This window comes from Variovorax sp. Soil_C_12, assembly GCF_057657375.1.
Map to the genome: position 1 here is coordinate 35,392 of NZ_JBDGIO010000007.1, position 18,277 is coordinate 53,668.

Below are 18,277 nucleotides of genomic sequence, written 5' to 3' on the forward strand. Positions count from 1 at the left end.
AGCATGACTAGCGTGATCTGAGAACTCCAACAACTGCCGCCGGACATCGACCAGGCACTGGTGGCCAACGGCTACAAGGCGCGGCGCGGCGCCCCGGCGCTCAACACGCTCGTGCACCGCATCGCGGTGCTGTCCAAGGCGCACCAGCTGGCCAAGGCGCCGAATCCTTGCGCAGACCCGCTGGTGCGCGAGCTCCTGGCCCAGACGCGCCGCGCCTACGCCATGCGCGGCGCGCGCCCGCGCAAGCAGCGCGCGCTCACCAAGGATCCGCTGCAGGCGGTACTGGCGACCTGCGACGACACCCTGCGCGGAAAGCGCGATCGCGCCCTCCTCCTGTTCGCCTGGGCCACCGGCGGGCGACGGCGCTCCGAGGTCGCCTCGGCCACGCTCGAGAACCTGCAGCGCGTCGATGCGAAGTCGTACCTCTACACGCTCGCGCACTCCAAGACCAACCAGGCCGGCGCAGCGCGCCCGGAGGATGTGAAGCCGCTGGTCGGCAGCGCGGCTGCGGCCATGCAGGAGTGGCTCGCCGCCAGCGGCATCCAGGAAGGCGCCCTCTTCCGCCGCATTCGCAAGGGGGGGCATCTCGGCGAGCCACTCGCGCCGGCGGCCGTGCGCGACATCGTGAAGGAGCGGTGTGCGTTGGCGGGGGTGGAAGGGAAATTTTCTGCGCACTCGCTCAGGGCCGGGTTTGTGACGGAAGCCGGCCGGCAGAACATGTCGCTGCCCGAGACGATGGCCATGACCGGGCATCACAGCGTCGCGACCGTGATGGGCTACTTCCGCGCCGAAAGCGCGCTGGGCAGCAAGGTCAGCCGGATGCTGGATAAACCGTGAAGATGTTCTACCGCATTCTGCAGCCAGAGAAGCTTCGTTCGTCTATCCACTCGCATCCGGATTGATGCACAATTGCATCATTTCAGGTGGCTGACATGCGAACGACTGTGACACTCGACGATGCGCTTTACGCCAAAGCCCTGGAGGTGGCGGATCCGGGGATGGACAAGGCCGAGCTGTTTCGCGAGGCCATAGAAACCTTTGTTCGCGTCCGGGCTGCCAAACGCCTCGCCGCGCTGGGTTCGTCTGCACCTAGCATGCGAAGTGTTCCTCGCCGGCGCCCTCGGCGCCCAGCAACGAACTCCTGATGGGGCCCGTTCTTGTCGACACCTCCGTGTGGGTCAGTCACTTCCGGCACCGGAACAACGCCCTGATGGCGCTGTTGCAGGCGGATCTCGTTCTGACACATCCGATGATCGTTGCCGAGCTGGCATGCGGGACGCCGCCGGAACCGCGACGGCAAACACTGGGCGACCTGGACCTTTTGCAGAACGTTCAGCAGGCGACTCTCACCGAGGTCAGGGACTTCATCGAACGGGAACGCCTCTACGGGCTCGGTTGCGGTCTGGTGGATCTCTCCTTGCTCGCATCCACGATGCTCATGCGGCCCGCCGAACTCTGGACGCTCGACAAAAAACTTGGTGCCCTTGCCGTGCGCTTTGGCGTTATGCATCGGCCAGCACTGCACTGAGTTCGCGCGATCCGCCGCGGCGCGTGATGGCGATGCGCCGCTCGCTCGACAAGGCAGTCCATGGCAACGGCAACGCATGCGAACTGGCAGTGTAGTAGCGCCTGCACCCGCCCCATGTGCGACGCCCACATTGCCCCGACGGCCGAGTTGGTCAGCAGCCTGCTGACCAATCGCCGTGGTTCCACTTCGTCACGCTGCTGACCCCGCTCGGCAACACCGCTGAGCGTGAATGGGATGCAGCGCAGACGGTGCAGCACGGCTGGTCGAGCAGCACGCTGGCGCTGTCCGATCACGCGTCGCTCTCGCGGTCGACCGCCACAAAGGAGCTGCTTCCGAGTAGACGAGAGGGACCCCTCTCGCCCCTCACAGACCCCACCGTGCGGGACTACCACAGTGGGTTCCTCAGGTTGAATTCGCTGCCCCGGTCCAAGGCCGCGCGATTCTGGGAAGCGGGAGCGGATAGCGTTGCAGAAGCATGACAAAGCGCGCCCACGAAAGGGTCTTGCCCCTTGACCGGCGGGTCAGCCACTTTCGCCAGACGTACCCCACGCCGCGGTAGAACTGCCACAGACTTGACGTGAACTGTGAACTTCCCGCGCCGGCTTCGCGCGCACTGATACGTGAAGCCGAGGAAGTCGAAGGTTGCGGGTTTGGTCCCATCCAGTTCCGCCTGTGCAAGCGCGGAGCGCCCGAATTTCACCAGGCGCGTCTTTTCCGGATGGAGCGTCAGCCCGTACTTCGCAAACCGCTTGGGAAGCACCGCCAGCACCTTCTCAGCATCCTCCCGGCGCTCAAAGCACAGCAGACCATCATCGGCGTATCGGATCGCAAAGGCTTGGCCCTTGAGCCGAGGCTTCACCTCGGTCTCGAACCATCGGTCGAGCACGAAGTGCAGGTACACGTTGGCCAGCAGCGGACTGATGATCTGCCCCTGTCCCGTGCCTGTCTCGCTCAAAAGCAAACCTTCCCGGATGTTGATCCACTTGCGTAGCAACCTCAGCATGCTGGCATCGCTGATCCGCTTCTCGATCATCTCCATGAGTTGCTCTCTCACAATGGAGTCGAAGTACGAGGCGATGTCCATCTCCAGCACGTACGCTGTCGGCTTTTGACAGATGACTCGGCCGACCTCGTCCAGCGCATCTTGCGCACCGCGTCCCGGTCGGAAGCCGTAGGAGCAATCGAGGAAGTCCTGCTCATAAATGGCGTTCATCGCGTGCCGCCAGCTCGCGCGCGGCGCGGTGGATGTTGAAGCTCTCGTGCTCGTAGAAGCACGAGATGCGATCGATCACCGCGCGCGGCTTGTGCGTGGTCGCCGTGCGTCGAACCGCAGCGGGTTGCGCCGTTAACCCAGCCGGCCGCGCCGCAACGTGATCGACGGCGTTTCGCCGAATGCGCGCCCGTAGGCGGCCGCGAATTCGCCTACATGGAAGAAGCCGAATTCCAGGGCCACATCCGCCACGCGCAAGACGTCACGTGCGGGCTTCTCGAGCATCGCGCGTGCGGCATCCAGGCGGCGCTGGCGCAGCCATGCCATCGGGCCGGTGGCGTGATGCGCCTGGAAGGCGGCAAACAGCGAGCGGCGCGACACGCCACAGGCAGCGCTGACCTCGGCCACCGTCACCGGCTCACGCAGCCGATGCTGCATGAACTCCTCGGCCAGCCGGACCACGCGGGGCGCAGCCGCCTTGCCGTCGGACTCCAGCAGGAAGCGATGGTTGTGGGGGTGCTGTGTCAAAAGGACCGAGACCACGCTGGCGGCAAACGCCGATTGCGCATACTCGCGTGGCGCAGTGCCCAAGGGCAGCCTTGCCACGCTTTCTCCCAGAGTCACCAAAGACATCCAGCTCGCGGCAAGGGCCGGCGAATCCGGCATGGCGGGTTCGAAGAACAGCGGCGCGGTGAGCGGCCGGCCCGAGATCCCCTGCCATGCGCGCGCCAGGAACGCGGCATCGATGCGCACCAGGAGGTGGTCGAACCCCTCGTAGGCCTCGATCTCGAAGCTGCGCAACGGGCTGAACACCCCGCACGTGCCGTGCGCCAGCGGCTGTACGTGCGCATCCTGCCGCACACGCGCCGCGCCCCGGATGGGCAGGGTGACGAGGTAGTACCCCGGCAGCGACTCGGCCTTGGGGACGAGCGAGGTATGGGCACCCCAGCTCATTCGGTCGAACGAAACAGCACCGAATGGCACGTGGTCGTGCGTGAAGTGGAAAGCACCGCCGGCGCGCAACCGGCGCATGCGCGCAGAGCCGAACAGGCGGGCGGAAAGCTCGTTGGACTGGTCAACGTCCCGGCAGTCCGCCAGGCGCAGGCCGGCGATCCGATGGCCGGCGAATTCGATCCGGGAAGGCAGGGTGGAAACGCGCATGGCTGCACTCTGGGATCGACCGCAGCGCTGGGCAATGGGGGAAACCGCAGTGCCTGCACGCAATCCTCCGGCTTGCACATTTCCGATATCCGGGTGCGCAGTTCGGCGCGAAGCTGCGGGTGTCTTCTGAACCGACCCTATGTACCTCACACAAGGACTGCACCGCTCGCTCCAGCGCCACCCCGGCAAGGACGCATTGATCCACCTCGGCGACGGCGCCCCGCGGCGCCTGAGCTTCGCCGAGCTGCTGCAAAGCACGGCGCGGCAGGCGGCCGCGCTGGCCGGCAATGGCGTGGGCGCGGGCGATCGCGTCGCATTGCTCGCGCCCAATGATGATCGCCTGGTCCAGGCGCTGCTGGCCTGCTGGTGGCTCGGGGCCGTCGCCTGCCCGCTCAACATTCGCTGGAGCGCTCCCGAATTGGCCGACGCGCTGTCCGACAGCGCCGCGGTGCTGATGCTGGCCGACGAATCGCTCACGCATCTTGTGCCGCCGCTCCAAACGCAGGTGCTGACGCTGGACGCATTCGCGGCGCAAGCGCGCCGGCACGGGGCGCTGCCCGATACGCGTACGGGCGGCGACGCGCTCGCCGCCATCCTCTACACCGGCGGCACGACCGGCCGCGCCAAGGGCGTGATGCTGTCGCACGCCAACTTCTGGGCCGCCTCGGTCGCGCGCGGGGCGGAGTTGCCAAATTCGCCGGACTCGGTGGCACTGCTCGTCGCGCCGCTGTTCCACGTCGCCGGCCTGGGCCGGCTGATCGGCCAGCTCCTGGTCGGCGGCACATGCAACACGCTGGCACGGTTCCAGCCCGATCGCGTGCTGGACGCGATCGAGCACCACGCCGTGAGCGACATCGTGGCGGTCCCCACGATGCTGCAGTCGCTGCTCGACGCCCCCGAGTTTCGGCGCGAGCGCGTGCAGGGTCTCACGCGCGTCGCATTCGGCGCCGCGCCGATGCCGCCGGATCTGCTGGCGCGCGCATTGGATGCGTTGCCGCAAGCCGAATTCTTTCAGGCCTACGGCATGACGGAGAGCGCGGGCGCCGTGTGCATGAACCCGCCGGGCAACCACCGCGCAGGGGCGCGCGAGCGCGGGCTGCTCCACTCCGTGGGCCGCGCCGGCCTCGGCGCCGAGATCCTCGTCGCCGACGCAGAAGGCCGCGAGCTGCCGCGCGGGGACGTCGGCGAGGTCGTGGTGCGCGGGCCCATGGTGATGCGCGGCTACTGGCGCCAGCCGGAGGCGACGCAAGCAGCCTTTCGCGACGGCTGGCTGCGCACGGGTGACGCCGGCCGCATGGATGAAAGCGGCCATCTCTTCATCGTCGACCGCCTCAAGGACATGATCATCAGCGGTGGCGAGAACGTGTACGGCGGCGAGGTCGAGACCGTCCTGCGAGGCCACCCGGCGGTGGCACAGGCGGCGGTGGTCGGCGTGCCCGACGCCCGCTGGGGCGAGGCCGTGCACGCGGTGGTGGTACTGCGGACCGGCTCGGCGCCGATCGAGAGCGAGGTGCTGCGCGACTGGTGCCGCCTACGGCTGGCCGGCTACAAGTGCCCGCGCGGCTTCAGCTTCGTGCCCGAGCTGCCGCTGTCGGGCGCCGGCAAGGTGCTCAAGAACGTGCTGCGCGCGCAGGTCCGCGGATGAAGGAGCGCCGATGAAGCACGGCATCTCCGGCGGCAGGCCGCGGCCCAAACCCCTGCTCGAAGTGCGCGACGTCACGGTGCGCTTCGGCGGCGTGGTCGCCCTGGACGGCGTGTCCTTCGATGTCGCGCCCGGCGAGATCTGCGGGCTGATCGGGCCGAACGGGGCGGGCAAGACGACACTGTTCAACTGCCTGTCGCGCCTGCACGCGAACCATTCAGGCGAGATCCGTTTCGCCGGGCAGGCGCTCGGTGCGCTGCCGCGGCACCGGATGGCGGGCCTGGGCATCGGGCGCACCTTCCAGAACCTCGCGCTGTTCAGGACGCTGACGGTGCGGCAGAACATCACGGTCGGCACCAACTGCCGCCGCGGCACCGGCTGGCTTGCGCATGCACTGCGCCTGCCCGCGGTCGCGCGCGAGGAATCCGCACAGGCGGCGCGCGTCGACGAGCTGATCGACCTGCTGCACCTCGGCGGCGTGGCCGAGGTACCCGCCAGCGAATTGCCCTTCGGCACGCAGAAGCGCGTGGAGCTCGCGCGCGCGCTGGCCGCGTCGCCGCGCCTGCTGCTGCTGGACGAACCGGCCTGCGGCCTGAATCACCAGGAGGTCGACGAGCTCGCGGTCCTGATCCGCGCGCTGCGCCAGCGCCTCGCGCTGACGGTGCTGCTCGTGGAGCACCACATGGGACTCGTGATGGCTCTGTCGGACAACATCGTGGCACTGAACTTCGGACGCAAGATCACCGAGGGGCCACCCGCCGAGGTGCGGCGCGACCCCGAGCTGGTGAAAGCCTACCTGGGCGAGCCGGCGGAACGGAGGGTTGCCTTATGAGCGACGTCCTGCTCGACGTGCGCGGCCTGGAGGCTGGCTACGGCAACAGCCGCGTGCTCTTCGGCATCGACCTGAAGGTGCCTGCCGGGGGCGTCACCGCACTGCTCGGCGCCAACGGTGCCGGCAAGACGACGACGCTGCGGGCCCTGTGCGGCCTGGTGCGCCGGCGTGGCCAGGTCACGTTCGCCGGCCAGCGCATCGACACCCTCGCCACGGAAAACATCGTGCGCCTCGGTGTCGCCCACGTTCCGGACGGCCGCGGCACGTTCGCGGGCCTCAGCACGGAGGACAACCTGCGCATGGGCGCATGCACGCGGACCGACAAGGCCGGCGTGCGCGAGGACTTCGAACGCCTCTACGGGTATTTCCCCCGGTTGAAGGAGCGCCGCCACCAGCAGGCGGGCACGCTGTCCGGCGGCGAGCAACAGATGCTCGCCATCGCGCGCGCCCTGATGCTGCGGCCCCGGCTGCTGCTGATGGATGAACCGTCGTTCGGCCTGGCGCCCAATGTGGTGCAGGACATCTTCCGCATCATGCGGCGCGTGCGTGACGAACAGCGCGTCGCGATCCTGCTGGTCGAGCAGAACGCCGGGCTCGCCCTGGACCTGGCCGACACGGCCTACCTGCTCGAAACCGGCCGCATCGTCCTCCACGGGCCCGCGGCTGCCGTGCGCAACAACGAGGCCGTACACGCGGCCTACCTGGGAGGAGACACCGCATGAACACATTGCTCCCGCAGCTCGCGGCGGGCCTGGCGACCGGCGGGATCTACGCCAGCCTGGCACTGGCCCTGGTGATGGTGTACCGCAGCACCCACCACGTGAACTTCGCGCAGGGCGAGATGGCGATGTTCTGCACCTTCATCGCGTCCCTCCTGATCGAGGCCGGATGGCCCTATTGGGCGGCCTTCCTCGCCACCGTCGCGATCGCGTTCGCCCTGGGCGCCGCGATCGAAGCCGTGCTGATCCGGCGCTTGCGCCATGCGCCGGTGCTGTCGATCGTGGTGGTGTTCGTCGCGCTACTGGTCATCCTGCACAGCATCGCAGGCTGGCTGTTCGGCTATGCGATCCGCCCGTTCCCCAGCCCGTTCCCACAAGCCGGCACGGCCGGCGGACTCATTTCCGCCCATCAGCTCGGCGCTGTCGGCGTGACGCTCGTCATGCTCGCGCTGGTGTACCTGTTCTTCCGCCACTCGCCACTGGGGCTGCAGATGCGCGCGACCGCGGAAAACCCGGTGTCGAGCCGCCTTGTCGGCGTGCGGGTCGATCGCATGCTGGCGCTCGGCTGGGGGCTCGCCGGCTCGATCGGCGCCGTCGCCGGGATGATGATCGCGCCGGTCGTCTTCCTCGACGTCCACATGATGTCGGGCGTGCTGGTGTATGCCTTCGCCGCGGCGGTGCTCGGCGGCATCGGCAGCGCACCAGGCGCCGTCGTGGGCGGATTCATCGTCGGCGTGCTCGAGAACCTGGTCGGCACCTACGTGGTGGGCGCCGAGCTCAAGCTCTCCGTCGCCCTGGTGCTGATCATCGCGGTGCTGGTGGCCCGGCCCAGCGGCCTGTTCGGCAAGGCCGTCGTGGTGAGGGTCTGAAATGCAGCGTCACCTGCTTGCCGCCGTCCTCCTTGCGATCGCCTGCGGGCTGCCGTTTGCGCTGCCAAGCTATGCCGTCTTCGAGGCCACCCTCGTGATCACATACGCGGTGGCATTGCTCGGGCTGAACCTGCTCACCGGCTTCAACGGGCAGATCTCGCTGGGTCACGGCGCGTTCTTCGCGCTGGGCGCCTATGCAGCCGCGCTGTTGATGGAGCATGCCGGCTGGCCGTACTGGGCGACGCTGCCGGCCACCGCGCTGCTGGGCGGGACGCTCGGCTGGCTGTTCGGCCGGCCCGCACTCAAGCTCGATGGCGTCTACCTCGCTCTGGCGACTTTCGCGCTGGGCGTGGCGACGCCGCAGTTGCTGAAGTACAAGGGGCTGGAAGGCTGGACCGGAGGCTCGCAGGGTCTCGTGCTGATGAAGCCTGAGGTGCCGTTCGGCTTGCCGCTGGATGCGGACCAGTGGCTCTACTTCTTCTGCCTGGCGGTGGCGGCCGCGCTGTTCGCGGCCGTGCACAACCTGCTGCGCGGGGGCATTGGCCTGAACGTTGTCGCCGTGCGCGACCACCCGATCGCGGCGCTGGCCATGGGCGTCGACAACGCGCGGATCAAGACGCTCGCGTTCAGCGTATCGGCGCTGTGCACCAGCGTCGGCGGCGCGCTGTCGGCCATCGTGGTCCAGTTCGTCGCGCCCGACAGCTTCTCGATCTTCCTGTCGATCACGTTGCTGGTCGGCGCCGTGGTCGGCGGCTTGTCGTCGCTTCCGGGCGCGGTCTACGGCGCGGTGTTCATCCAGTTCGTGCCGCGCGTGGCGGAGCAGGTCTCGAAGTCTGCGCCCTGGGCGGTCTACGGCGCCATCCTGATCGTGCTGGTGCTGCTCTGGCCCACCGGCGTGGCCGGTGGCATCCGTCACCTGAAGATCCGCTTTCTTGCGAGGAGCAAGCCATGAAGATGTTCGTCCTGGGCCTGGCGGCCACGCTGGCATTGGCCTGCGGCAGCGCTGCCGCGCAGAAGAAATACGATCCCGGCGCGTCGGATACCGAGATCCGCATCGGGCAGACGATGGCGTACAGCGGCGCCGCGTCGATCTATGGCGAGGTAGGCAAGACGCAGGCGGCCTACTTCCACATGGTCAACGACCAAGGCGGCGTCAACGGCCGCAAGCTCAACTTCATCAGCCTCGACGACGGGTACTCGCCGCCGAAAACGGTGGAGGGCGTGCGGCGCCTGGTGGAGCAGGAGCAGGTGCTGCTGCTGTACGGCATGTTCGGCACTGCCACCAATTCCGCGGTGCAACGCTATGCGAACGCGAAGAAGGTTCCGCAGCTGCTGCTGCTGACCGGCGCTTCGAAGTGGAACGACCCGCAGCGCTACCCCTGGAGCATGAGTTTCTACCCCGACTATCCGTCCGAAGCGCGCGTCTATGCGCGGCACATCCTGGAGCACAAGCCCAGCGCGAAGATCGGCATCCTGTACCAGAACGACGACTACGGGCGCGACTATCTGCGCGGCTTCAAGGAAGGACTGGGTGCCCGCGCCAAGTCGATGATCGTCGCGGAGGCTTCGTACGAAGTGACCGACCCGACGGTGGATTCGCAGATCGTGCAGCTGCGCGGTGCGGGCGCGGACGTACTGGTGAGCTTCAGCACCGCGAAGGCGGCGATCCAGACGCTGCGCCGGATTCACGACACCGGCTGGAAGCCGACACACTACCTGGCCCAGGGCGCCGCGCTGATCGGCGCGGTGTTCAACCCAGCCGGGCCGGAGAAGGCCATCGGCGTGATCTCCACCGCGTATTCCAAGGACCCCAACGACACGCAGTGGGAGAACGACGCCGCGTTCCGCGAGTGGCTTGCTTTCATGAAGAAGTACCGCCCGGAAGCCGACCTGCGCCTGGGCTCCCATGTCTACGCATACTCCAGCGCGAAACTGATGGTCGACATCCTGCGCGCCTGCGGCGACAACCTCACCCGCGAGAACGTGCTGCGGCAAGCCGCCTCGATCAAGGCCGTGCAGCTGCCGATGTTCCTGCCCGGCGTGGTGGTGAGCAGCAGCCCCGACGACTACCGGCTGATCAAGTCGCTCCAGCCGGTCGAGTTCGACGGCAAGCGCTGGAACCGCCTCGGCGCATTCGTTTCCATCTACTGATCCCCACGCCCATGCACACCGCTTTTCGCAAGCTGCGACTCCCTGTAGTGGCCGCGCCGCTGTTCATCATCAGCACGCCGCAGCTCGTCATCGCCCAGTGCAAGGCCGGCATCGTCGGCTCGATGCCGGCGCTCAATGCGCGGCCGGCCGAACGCTTCGACGATTGGCTGGCCGAAATCACCGAGGAACTCGCGGCGCACGACCGCCGGCATCCGGAAGCCCCGTCGGCTCCGTTCGCCATCAACCAGATCGTGCACCGCAGCAACGACCGGCTCGAGCGCGACATGGCGGCCTGCGAGCGCTACAAGGTGCCGATCGTGATCACCTCGCTGGGTGCGCGCCCCGAGATCAACGAGGCCGTGCACGCGTGGGGTGGTGTCGTGCTCCACGACGTGATCGACGACGTCTTCGCGCGCAAGGCGGTGGAGAAAGGCGCCGATGGGCTGGTGGCCGTGGCCGCCGGTGCCGGCGGCCATGCCGGGACTGTCAGCCCTTTCGCGCTACTGCACGAAATTCGCCGCTGGTTCCGCGGGCCACTGGCCCTGAGCGGTGCCATCGCCAGCGGCGACGCGCTGCTCGCCGCACTGGCCGCCGGTGCCGACTTCGGCTACATCGGCTCCGCCTTCATCGCTACCGAGGAAGCACGCGCCGACGCCGCCTACAAGCGGATGATCGTCGAGAGCACCAGCCGCGACATCGTCTATTCCAACCTGTTCACGGGCGTGCACGGCAACTACCTGCGCGGCTCGATCGCGGCGGCGGGCCTCGATCCCGATGCGTTGCCTCAGAGCGACGCGAGCAGGATGAATTTCGGCAGCGACCGCAAGAAGCCCTGGAAAGACATCTGGGGCTGCGGCCAAGGCATCGCGGCGGTGACCGAGGTGGTGCCCGCCGCCGCGCTGGTCGAGCGCCTGCGCCGCGAATACGGCGCGGCGATGCAGCGCGTGGCCGAAACGGCGCTGGCCGCCTGAACCATCCCTGCCCGGTCAACCACAGCTGAAGGAGACATCCCGATGTCATTTCACTCCCGCCGCGCAATCGCGCGCTGCATGCTGCTCGCGACCGCCACCTCCGTCGCGTGCGGCCCGAGCAAGGCCGGCAGCAACGTCGCCGCGCAGTTCTCGGCGGGCGTTCACCCAGCTCCTGAAACGACAGATCAAGCACAACCCCGACTGCGCACGCTACGTCGATGGCAAGAGCCTGGTGTTTCAGATCCGCACCGCCTCCGGCGTGGGCCGCTACTACGTCATCCGCGACGGCGCGATGCGGTCCTCGGCCGGCCTGGCGGCGAATCCCCAGTTCACCTTGAGCTTTAAGGATGCCGCGAAGGGCTACGCGATCCTTTCGGACAAAGACACCGGGCAGCGTTCCTCCGTGGATGGGGCAGCGAGGACCTGATCACCAGCGGCGACTTCCAGGAGGTAATGTGGTTCCAGGGCCTGACGGCATTCCTGCAACCGCCGAAGTCCATCGCTCCCTACGACCGCACTGCGTTCTAAGAACCCCTGCTGGTTTGCGCCCCGCCCAGGCGTCGCAAGAGGCTCGCACATTTCGCGCCGATTCTCAGGCTACATCGGCATACCGACGCTCGGACGAACGCAGGTCTGGGTCCGCGAGGAATGACTTTCCAGGTGAATGTCATCCATCCCATTTACATCAACATCGGAGTTAGAAAAATATGAAAGCCTTCATCATCGATTGCTACAGCAAAAAGGGACGGCTCGCGGGCGAATTCGTATTGCTGCATGGCACACCGGGGTTGCCTGCATGGATTGACCAACGCGCTCAGTGCTGGGCCGCTCGGTGCTGTCCAAGCGCACCAGCGGTACCAACGCGCCGCTACCTGCACGGCTAAAGGCAAAGCGGGCCAGGAAGATGAACGCAGCTTTGTTCGGAAGTAAGACGCTGAGCCTTGGCGGCGCTCGCCGAAGAAAGCGCCTGCTCGCTACACAGAGCGCTCAACGACGTCCAGCGGGGCTTCTTGCCGGAATCCGGCTCAGCCGGCCGGCCCGGTGCACGGGTGTCAATCCTTGACAATCCTTGATAAAACAGGCATCGGTTAAGGAGTCGCTGCATGGGCATGAACGTCAATCTCACGCCGCAGCTCGAAGAGATGGTTCGCACCAAGGTCTGGTCGGGCATGTACACGTCCGCTAGCGAGGTCGTGCGCGAAGCACTGCGTCTAATGGAGGAGCAGGACCGACTCCGAGCGGCCAAGCTCGAACAATCGCGGCAGGACATTCGCAAAGGGTTCGACAGTGGTCCCAGCGTGGTCTGGGATGCAGCGGACATCAAGCGACAGGCGCGTGCGCGGCGTGCTTGCATGGCGGCTCAGGCATAGATGCCGCGCGTCACCCGGCGGCCGCTCGCGGCGGCGGACATTCTCGATATCTGGGACTACATTGCGGAGGACAGCCTTGCGCGGCGGCTGACCGCTGGGTCGAACAACTGGATGCAAAGTTCAGACTAATCGCAACCCAGCCCTTGATGGGCCGCACGCGCGATGAATTGTCGCCTGGCCTGCGCAGCTTTCCGTTCGCGCGTTATGTCATCTTTTACCAAGCGCTCGACGGCGGCATCGACGTGGTGCGGGGTCCTGCATTCGGCGCGCGACACCGATGCGGTGTTCAGCGAAGGCCAGTAGCCTCGTCTAACCGACCATGCCTCGCCGGCGCATCGAGGGCAGTGTTGGTTTCGCTTGTCGACCGTGAGCCTGGCAGGTTGACCACCGCCGGTAGCGGGTGGTTGCCCATGCCTTTGCGCACACGATCAGGCGCGCTGGCGTGCGCCCGGCGTGCGTGCCGCGTCAGCCAGCCGTTGAGCGTAGGCGCAATCGAACGCGTCCAACGGATGGCTGTCACCAATGACTCCGGCGCACCCCACACCATCAGGTGTACCGGGTGCGCGGGGACTGAAAAAAAACTGGGCTGCTCAGACCAGCCATGAGACGCTCGTGTCGGTCGCCAAGGTGAACTGCTTGTGGCCCGCCATCTCTTTGCCTCGATCCCAGGTCAGCGATTTGTAGGGCTCCTGTGGCAGCTTGCGAGCATTCTTGACCAGCGCGTTCACCACCGTCTGCGTGTCCTTGCCGGTGATCGCGCTGCGACTGGTGCTGGACGCGCTGGGTGGCAGAAAGATCGCCGGCATTGCCGCCTCGGGAACTAACCTGACCGAGGGCAACCATGAAATGAATGGCGCGACGTGCAGCCGCCTCAGCCGCCAAACCACTTGGCTGGCACGGTGACGAGTTGCGGGAAGAGCACCATCAGGAACAGGATCGCGAACTCGGCCGCCATGAAGGGCAGCACACCCCTGGTCACATCGTCCATCTTCATGCGCCCGACGCCGGCCACCACGTTGAGCACGGTTCCGACCGGTGGCGTGACCAGGCCGATCGAGTTGTTGATGATGAACAGCACGCCGAAATAGACCGGGTCGATGCCGGCCTGCTTGATCACCGGCATCAGCACCGGCGTCAGGATCAGGATGGTCGGCGTCATGTCCATCGCGGTGCCGACGATCATGCACAGCACCATGATCGCAATCAGCAGCATCGTCTTGTTGCCCATGAAAGGCTCGAGCAGGCCGATCACCTTGCCCGGCAGATCGGCCACCGTGATCAGCCACGCCGACACCAGCGCGGCGGCCACGAGAAACATGATGACGGCCGTGGTCCTGGCGGCACTCACGAACACGGCGTACAGCTGGCCAACCCTCAGTTCGCGGTACACCACCGTGGCCACCAAAAAGGCGTAGACCGCCGCTACCACGGCCGCCTCGGTCGGCGTGAATATGCCAAAGCGCAGCCCCACCAGGATGATCACCGGCAACATCAGGGCCCAGGTTGCCTGGCGCAGCGCCGTCCAGATCTCGCGCGCCGATTTGCGCGGCGGCGGCAAGATCTTTTCCTTGCGCACCAGGAACATCCAGGTGAGCCACAGCGAAGCACCGATAAGGATGCCGGGGAAGATGCCGGCCAGGAACAGCTTGGAGATCGACACGTTGGCTGCGACGCCGAAGATCACGAAGGCGATCGACGGCGGGATCACCGGCCCGATCACGCCCGAGGCCGCGATGAGCCCGCCGCAGCGCGCCTTGTCGTGGCCGGCGGCCACCATCATCGGCAGCAGCAGCGCGGTGAGTGCGGCCGCATCCGCCACGGCCGACCCGGACAGGGCCGACAGCAGGATGGCTGCGAGGATCGTCACGTAGCCCAGCCCTCCCCTGATGTGGCCGACGAGGGCCAGCGCGACGTCGATGATGCGCTTGGACAGGCCGCCCACGTTCATGATCTCGCCGGCCAGCATGAAGAAGGGGACGGCCAGCAGCGGGAAGCTGTCGGCGCCGTTGACCACGTTCTGCGCCAAGATCTGCGCGTCGAACAGGTCCAGGTGCCACATCAGCGCCACGCCGGTGGCCAGGAGGGCGAAGGCGATCGGGATGCCCAGCGCCATCGTGCCGATCAGCGCGCCGAGGAAGATGGCGACAGTCATGTCCTGCTCCTGGCCTGCCCGTTGGCGACAGGCGCCGATGGGGCGTTCTCGCGCGCCAGCTGCGCCTGGAGTTCCTCGAGCTCGGCGGCCTCCTCCGATTCCTTGACCATGACCAGTTCGTCGTCGCGCAACTGCCCGCTCAAGGTGCGCCACAGCTCGCGCAGCAACAGCACGCCAGCCGACACCGCGAACACGACGCCGGCCAGATAAAAGATGCCGACGGATGCGCCCGTGACAGGCGCTTCGACCTCCCAGTTGATCCTGACCTGTGCCAGGCTGCCGGAGAAGAGCAGCCAGGTGACGTACAGCATCAGCAGCTGACCCAGGACCAGGCAGATCTTCTTGCCAACCACCGGCAGACGCGACACGAGCATGTCGGTGCCGAGGTGGGCGTGCTCCTTCAGCGCGACGATGGCGCCCAGGAACACCAGCCAGACGAACAGCCAGCGCGACACCTCTTCCGACACGGTGATGCCGGTGTTGAACGCATAGCGCAGCACCACGTTGCCGAACACCAGCACCACCATGATCGCGAGCGCCAGCACGACCAGCGCATCGAGCAGCCTGCAATAGCCATTGATCAATCGGTTCATCGACGTCCCTTCATGAGGCGCGGCGCGCGCCCGATATCAGTCAAAACTGAGCAGCACCTTCATCGCCTGCGAGCGATCCGCCGCCAGCGCGAAGGCGCGCGCCGAATCGCGGTAGGACAGCGTGGCCGAGATCAGCGGTTTTACGTCCACCAGCCCCTTGTTGAGCAGCTCCACCGCCACCGCGAACTCCTCGTGGAAGCGGAAGGCGCCGCGCAGGTCGAACTCCTTGGCCACGATGGTGTTGATGGGCAGCGTCATCTCGCCGCCCAGCCCCAGCTGCACGATGATGCCGCGCGGCCGCAGCGCATCGAAGGCGCCGACCAGCGCGCGCTGGTTGCCGCTGGCTTCGAACAGCACGTCGAAGCTGCCCTTGTCGGCCGTGAAGCGCGCCAGGCCTTCCGACTCCTCGGCCACGTTCACGACCTCGTCGGCCCCCACCTTGAGCGCCTTGCCCAGCGTGTGCGCGCCGACATCGGTGGCCACGATGTGCGTGGCCCCCGCGCGCCGCGCCGCGATGATCGCCAGCGCGCCGATCGGCCCGCAGCCCGTCACCAGCACGCGCTTGCCCAGGAGCGGCCCCGCGCGGCGCACCGCGTGCAGCGCCACCGACAGCGGCTCGGCCATCGAGCCTTCGCCGTCGCTCACGCTGTCGGCCAGGCGATGCGCCTGCCAGTGCTCCACCACGATCTCCTGGCGGAAGGCGCCCTGCACGTGCGGCGTGCGCATCGCGCTGCCGTAGTAGCGCATGTCCAAGCAGTGGTTCTGCAGGCCCTGCTGGCAGTAGCGGCACAGGCCGCAGGGGCGGCTCGGGCTGATGGCGACGCGATCGCCGGCCGCGAAGCTGCCCGCGCCGGCACCCACGGCCTCGATCATGCCGGCCACCTCGTGGCCCAGCACCATCGGTTCCTTGATGCGCACGGTGCCGAAGCCGCCGTGCTGGTAGTAATGCAGGTCCGAGCCGCAGATGCCGCCGCAGCGCACGCGCACGCGCAGCTGGCCGGGCCCGAGCTCGGGTGTGGGGACTTCTTCGACGCGCAGGTCGCCGGGGGCGTGGATGACGAGGGCTTCCATGCGGGCACCCTACTTCTTGATCTCGACGGTCGCCAGCAGCGACCTGAAATAGGTCGATTGGCTGTTCATGAAGGCCTGGAACCGTTCGCCATCCATGTAAGCCGGAAGCAGGTTGGCCTTGGTCAGGGCTTCGCGGAACGCGGGGTCTTCGGACGTCTTGCGCGCCGCATCGCGCAGGTACCGCACCACCTCGGGTGGCGTGCCCTTGGGTACGCCCAGACCACGCCAGGTGCCCAGCACCAGGTCCACGCCCTTCTCCTTGAAGGTCGCAACCTTGTCATAGGGGGCCGCGAGCCGGCCTTCGGCCATCGACACCAGGACGCGGACCTTGCCGGCCGCCACGTGCGAACCGATCTCGGCCGGGCTCACCACGATCGCATCCACATGGCCGCCCGCCAGCGCGAGCACGCTCGGTGCCGCGCCCTGGTAGGGCACGTGGTTGAAGCGCACGCGCGTCTTCTGTTCGACGGCGGCGGCCGCGAGGTGCCAGATGGTGCCGGTGCCGGCGTTGCCCATCGACACGGCGCCCTCCTGCTTTCTCGCGGCGGCCAGCAGGTCGTCGATCGACTGCCATGGCGAGTCGGCACGCACGGCGATCAGGCCCGGATCGCCATTGAGCCGCGCTATCGCGATGAAGTCTTCGGTCGTGACCTTGGTCATGCCGAGATGGGGAATGATCGCCAGCTCGGAGATCAGCACGCCGATCTTGTAGCCGTCGGCCGATGCGCGCTGCACTTCCGTCATGCCGATGCCGCCGCCCGCTCCCGGCTTGTTGGTGACGATGAAGGGCTGTGGCACGTTTTTCTTGGCGGCCTCGGCGAAGAGCCGGGCCATTACGTCCGTGCCGCCGCCCGCCGACGAGGGCACGACGATCTCGATCGGCCGGGTCGGATAGTCCGCGGCCGGCGCGACAGGGGACCACAGCGCCGCGATCGCGGCAATGGCACCAAGGATGGTTCGAGTGCTCATGGTCTGGTCTCTTACTTTCCGGAACGAATGCGTTCCACCTCGGCCGTCATTTCCTTGCCCAGTTCGCCGGTGGTCTGGCGATGCTTGTCGATCACCGGCTTGAGCTTGTCGCGCATCCGCGCACGTTCCTGCGCCGAGACTTCGGTGATCACCATGCCCTTGCTCTTGAGCGCGTCGAGCGCCTTGGCGTCTAGATCGCGCGAGACCTGGCGCTCGTAGCCCTTGACCTCGTTCGCCGCATCCGTGAGCACCTTGCGCTCATCGGCCGACAGCTGATCCCAGAACTTCTTGCTCATCAGCACCAGCAGCGGCGAGTACGCGTGGCGCGTGGTGGACGCGTGCTTCTGGACTTCGTAGAACTTGGTCACCTCGACCGAGATGAACGGGTTTTCCTGGCCATCGACGGCCTTCTGCTCCAGGGCCGAGTACAGCTCGGGGAACGGCATCGGCACCGCATTGGCACCCAGCGCATTGAAGGACTCGATGAACACCGGGATCTGCTGCACCCGGATCTTCAGTCCCTGGATGTCCTCGAACTTTGCGATCGGGCGCTTGCTGTTGGTCAGGATGCGAAAGCCATGGTCCCAGTAAGACAGGCCGACCAGCCCTTTGGCGGGCAACTTGTCGAGCAGCTTCTTGCCGACCGGCCCGTCCAGCGCGGCGTCGACCTCCTTGAAGTTGTCGAACAGGAAGGGCGTGTCGAAAACACCGAACTCCTTGTCCATTCCGGTCAGGAGGCCGGGCCCCATCATCGACATCTCGATGGTGCCGCCCTGCATCGCCGAAGCCACCACGGCTTCACCACCGAGCGTGCCGCTGCCGTAGAGCTTCACGTTCAGCTTGCCCCCGCTCTTGCTCGCGACCACCTCGGCAAAGCGCTTGGCGCCGATCCCGTGCGCCGAATCCGCCGTATTGGCAAAGGCGAACTTGATGTTGCGCTCCTTGATGTCCTGGGCGAATGCCGTGCCCGCGGCACCGACGCAGGCGCCGGCAACGGTCAATCCAACAACGACCGCGCGAATGCTTCGTTTCATCGACT

The 18,277-nt window shown here is 66.9% G+C and carries 19 protein-coding genes and 2 pseudogenes; 13 read left to right on the top strand and 8 right to left on the bottom strand.

Going from position 1 to position 18,277, the window contains the following annotated elements; translation table 11 throughout:
• Nucleotides 1–24 precede the first annotated feature (24 nt).
• From AC3A6X_RS19450 to AC3A6X_RS19460, 3 genes and pseudogenes are all read left to right on the top strand, one after another.
• Nucleotides 25–837: pseudogene (locus AC3A6X_RS19450) on the top strand (site-specific integrase); the annotation flags it as partial.
• 95 nt (nt 838–932) lie between these two features.
• Complete coding sequence (locus AC3A6X_RS19455; RefSeq protein ID WP_487843738.1) at nt 933–1,145, top strand: type II toxin-antitoxin system VapB family antitoxin; 213 nt, start codon at nt 933–935, stop codon at nt 1,143–1,145.
• Nucleotides 1,145–1,528: a type II toxin-antitoxin system VapC family toxin gene (locus tag AC3A6X_RS19460; RefSeq protein ID WP_487843739.1), complete on the top strand. Its 384-nt coding sequence runs from the start codon at nt 1,145–1,147 to the stop codon at nt 1,526–1,528. The genes AC3A6X_RS19455 and AC3A6X_RS19460 overlap by 1 nt, the downstream gene beginning before the upstream one ends.
• 385 nt (nt 1,529–1,913) lie before the next feature.
• Here AC3A6X_RS19460 and AC3A6X_RS19465 read toward each other — a convergent pair whose 3' ends face one another.
• Entirely contained in the window at nt 1,914–2,741 is an 828-nt protein-coding gene (locus AC3A6X_RS19465) for a reverse transcriptase domain-containing protein (RefSeq protein WP_487843740.1), read from the bottom strand.
• Nucleotides 2,742–2,873: 132 nt separating this feature from the next.
• On the bottom strand, nt 2,874–3,899 hold the full coding sequence (locus AC3A6X_RS19470; RefSeq protein ID WP_487843741.1) for a cupin domain-containing protein: 1,026 nt from the start codon (nt 3,897–3,899) through the stop codon (nt 2,874–2,876).
• 139 nt (nt 3,900–4,038) lie between these two features.
• Here AC3A6X_RS19470 and AC3A6X_RS19475 point away from each other — a divergent pair, with 139 nt between their 5' ends.
• The 10 genes from AC3A6X_RS19475 to AC3A6X_RS19520 all read left to right on the top strand — a co-directional run bounded on the left by AC3A6X_RS19475 (nt 4,039) and on the right by AC3A6X_RS19520 (nt 13,058).
• Nucleotides 4,039–5,544 (top strand): AMP-binding protein, encoded by a 1,506-nt coding sequence (locus AC3A6X_RS19475; protein ID WP_487843742.1) that lies wholly within the window; start codon nt 4,039–4,041, stop codon nt 5,542–5,544.
• A 10-nt stretch (nt 5,545–5,554) separates the two neighbouring features.
• Nucleotides 5,555–6,373, top strand: coding sequence for an ABC transporter ATP-binding protein (locus AC3A6X_RS19480; RefSeq protein ID WP_487843743.1), 819 nt, complete (start codon nt 5,555–5,557; stop codon nt 6,371–6,373).
• A complete protein-coding gene (locus tag AC3A6X_RS19485) occupies nt 6,370–7,095 on the top strand; it encodes an ABC transporter ATP-binding protein (protein WP_487843744.1) in 726 nt (241 codons plus the stop codon). The genes AC3A6X_RS19480 and AC3A6X_RS19485 overlap by 4 nt, the downstream gene beginning before the upstream one ends.
• Nucleotides 7,092–7,961, top strand: a complete 870-nt coding sequence (locus AC3A6X_RS19490) for a branched-chain amino acid ABC transporter permease (protein WP_487843745.1) — start codon at nt 7,092–7,094, stop codon at nt 7,959–7,961. The genes AC3A6X_RS19485 and AC3A6X_RS19490 overlap by 4 nt, the downstream gene beginning before the upstream one ends.
• Nucleotide 7,962: 1 nt before the next feature.
• On the top strand, nt 7,963–8,913 hold the full coding sequence (locus AC3A6X_RS19495; protein WP_487843746.1) for a branched-chain amino acid ABC transporter permease: 951 nt from the start codon (nt 7,963–7,965) through the stop codon (nt 8,911–8,913).
• Entirely contained in the window at nt 8,910–10,112 is a 1,203-nt protein-coding gene (locus AC3A6X_RS19500; protein ID WP_487843747.1) for an ABC transporter substrate-binding protein, read from the top strand. The genes AC3A6X_RS19495 and AC3A6X_RS19500 overlap by 4 nt, the downstream gene beginning before the upstream one ends.
• 11 nt (nt 10,113–10,123) lie before the next feature.
• Nucleotides 10,124–11,083 (top strand): NAD(P)H-dependent flavin oxidoreductase, encoded by a 960-nt coding sequence (locus AC3A6X_RS19505; RefSeq protein ID WP_487843748.1) that lies wholly within the window; start codon nt 10,124–10,126, stop codon nt 11,081–11,083.
• A gap of 232 nt (nt 11,084–11,315) precedes the next feature.
• Nucleotides 11,316–11,510 (top strand): hypothetical protein, encoded by a 195-nt coding sequence (locus AC3A6X_RS19510; RefSeq protein ID WP_487843749.1) that lies wholly within the window; start codon nt 11,316–11,318, stop codon nt 11,508–11,510.
• A 676-nt stretch (nt 11,511–12,186) separates the two neighbouring features.
• A complete protein-coding gene (locus tag AC3A6X_RS19515) occupies nt 12,187–12,453 on the top strand; it encodes a type II toxin-antitoxin system ParD family antitoxin (RefSeq protein ID WP_487843750.1) in 267 nt (88 codons plus the stop codon).
• Nucleotides 12,432–13,058 (top strand): type II toxin-antitoxin system RelE/ParE family toxin, encoded by a 627-nt coding sequence (locus AC3A6X_RS19520; RefSeq protein WP_487843751.1) that lies wholly within the window; start codon nt 12,432–12,434, stop codon nt 13,056–13,058. Before AC3A6X_RS19515 ends, AC3A6X_RS19520 begins: the two co-directional genes overlap by 22 nt.
• On the opposite strand, the pseudogene AC3A6X_RS19525 reads toward AC3A6X_RS19520, so the two are convergent.
• The 6 genes and pseudogenes from AC3A6X_RS19525 to AC3A6X_RS19550 all read right to left on the bottom strand — a co-directional run.
• Nucleotides 13,059–13,208, bottom strand: a pseudogene (locus AC3A6X_RS19525) (IS30 family transposase); the annotation flags it as partial.
• 116 nt (nt 13,209–13,324) lie between these two features.
• Nucleotides 13,325–14,605 carry a TRAP transporter large permease subunit gene (locus AC3A6X_RS19530; protein WP_487843752.1) on the bottom strand — a complete coding sequence of 427 codons (1,281 nt, stop codon included), beginning with the start codon at nt 14,603–14,605 and terminating at the stop codon, nt 13,325–13,327.
• A complete protein-coding gene (locus AC3A6X_RS19535; RefSeq protein WP_487843753.1) occupies nt 14,602–15,198 on the bottom strand; it encodes a TRAP transporter small permease in 597 nt (198 codons plus the stop codon). Before AC3A6X_RS19535 ends, AC3A6X_RS19530 begins: the two co-directional genes overlap by 4 nt.
• 36 nt (nt 15,199–15,234) lie before the next feature.
• Nucleotides 15,235–16,269: an L-idonate 5-dehydrogenase gene (locus tag AC3A6X_RS19540; protein ID WP_487843754.1), complete on the bottom strand. Its 1,035-nt coding sequence runs from the start codon at nt 16,267–16,269 to the stop codon at nt 15,235–15,237.
• Between the two features lie 9 nt (nt 16,270–16,278).
• Complete coding sequence (locus tag AC3A6X_RS19545; RefSeq protein ID WP_487843755.1) at nt 16,279–17,238, bottom strand: tripartite tricarboxylate transporter substrate binding protein; 960 nt, start codon at nt 17,236–17,238, stop codon at nt 16,279–16,281.
• An 11-nt stretch (nt 17,239–17,249) separates the two neighbouring features.
• Nucleotides 17,250–18,272, bottom strand: a complete 1,023-nt coding sequence (locus AC3A6X_RS19550; RefSeq protein WP_487843756.1) for a TRAP transporter substrate-binding protein — start codon at nt 18,270–18,272, stop codon at nt 17,250–17,252.
• Nucleotides 18,273–18,277 lie beyond the last annotated feature (5 nt).

Coding starts and splice junctions, on each gene's coding strand:
- AC3A6X_RS19455 (WP_487843738.1), top strand. CDS start 933: ATGCGAACGACTGTGACACTCGACGATGCGCTTTACGCCAAAGCCCTG.
- AC3A6X_RS19460 (WP_487843739.1), top strand. CDS start 1,145: ATGGGGCCCGTTCTTGTCGACACCTCCGTGTGGGTCAGTCACTTCCGG.
- AC3A6X_RS19465 (WP_487843740.1), bottom strand. CDS start 2,741: ATGAACGCCATTTATGAGCAGGACTTCCTCGATTGCTCCTACGGCTTC.
- AC3A6X_RS19470 (WP_487843741.1), bottom strand. CDS start 3,899: ATGCGCGTTTCCACCCTGCCTTCCCGGATCGAATTCGCCGGCCATCGG.
- AC3A6X_RS19475 (WP_487843742.1), top strand. CDS start 4,039: ATGTACCTCACACAAGGACTGCACCGCTCGCTCCAGCGCCACCCCGGC.
- AC3A6X_RS19480 (WP_487843743.1), top strand. CDS start 5,555: ATGAAGCACGGCATCTCCGGCGGCAGGCCGCGGCCCAAACCCCTGCTC.
- AC3A6X_RS19485 (WP_487843744.1), top strand. CDS start 6,370: ATGAGCGACGTCCTGCTCGACGTGCGCGGCCTGGAGGCTGGCTACGGC.
- AC3A6X_RS19490 (WP_487843745.1), top strand. CDS start 7,092: ATGAACACATTGCTCCCGCAGCTCGCGGCGGGCCTGGCGACCGGCGGG.
- AC3A6X_RS19495 (WP_487843746.1), top strand. CDS start 7,963: ATGCAGCGTCACCTGCTTGCCGCCGTCCTCCTTGCGATCGCCTGCGGG.
- AC3A6X_RS19500 (WP_487843747.1), top strand. CDS start 8,910: ATGAAGATGTTCGTCCTGGGCCTGGCGGCCACGCTGGCATTGGCCTGC.
- AC3A6X_RS19505 (WP_487843748.1), top strand. CDS start 10,124: ATGCACACCGCTTTTCGCAAGCTGCGACTCCCTGTAGTGGCCGCGCCG.
- AC3A6X_RS19515 (WP_487843750.1), top strand. CDS start 12,187: ATGGGCATGAACGTCAATCTCACGCCGCAGCTCGAAGAGATGGTTCGC.
- AC3A6X_RS19530 (WP_487843752.1), bottom strand. CDS start 14,605: ATGACTGTCGCCATCTTCCTCGGCGCGCTGATCGGCACGATGGCGCTG.
- AC3A6X_RS19535 (WP_487843753.1), bottom strand. CDS start 15,198: ATGAACCGATTGATCAATGGCTATTGCAGGCTGCTCGATGCGCTGGTC.
- AC3A6X_RS19540 (WP_487843754.1), bottom strand. CDS start 16,269: ATGGAAGCCCTCGTCATCCACGCCCCCGGCGACCTGCGCGTCGAAGAA.
- AC3A6X_RS19545 (WP_487843755.1), bottom strand. CDS start 17,238: ATGAGCACTCGAACCATCCTTGGTGCCATTGCCGCGATCGCGGCGCTG.
- AC3A6X_RS19550 (WP_487843756.1), bottom strand. CDS start 18,272: ATGAAACGAAGCATTCGCGCGGTCGTTGTTGGATTGACCGTTGCCGGC.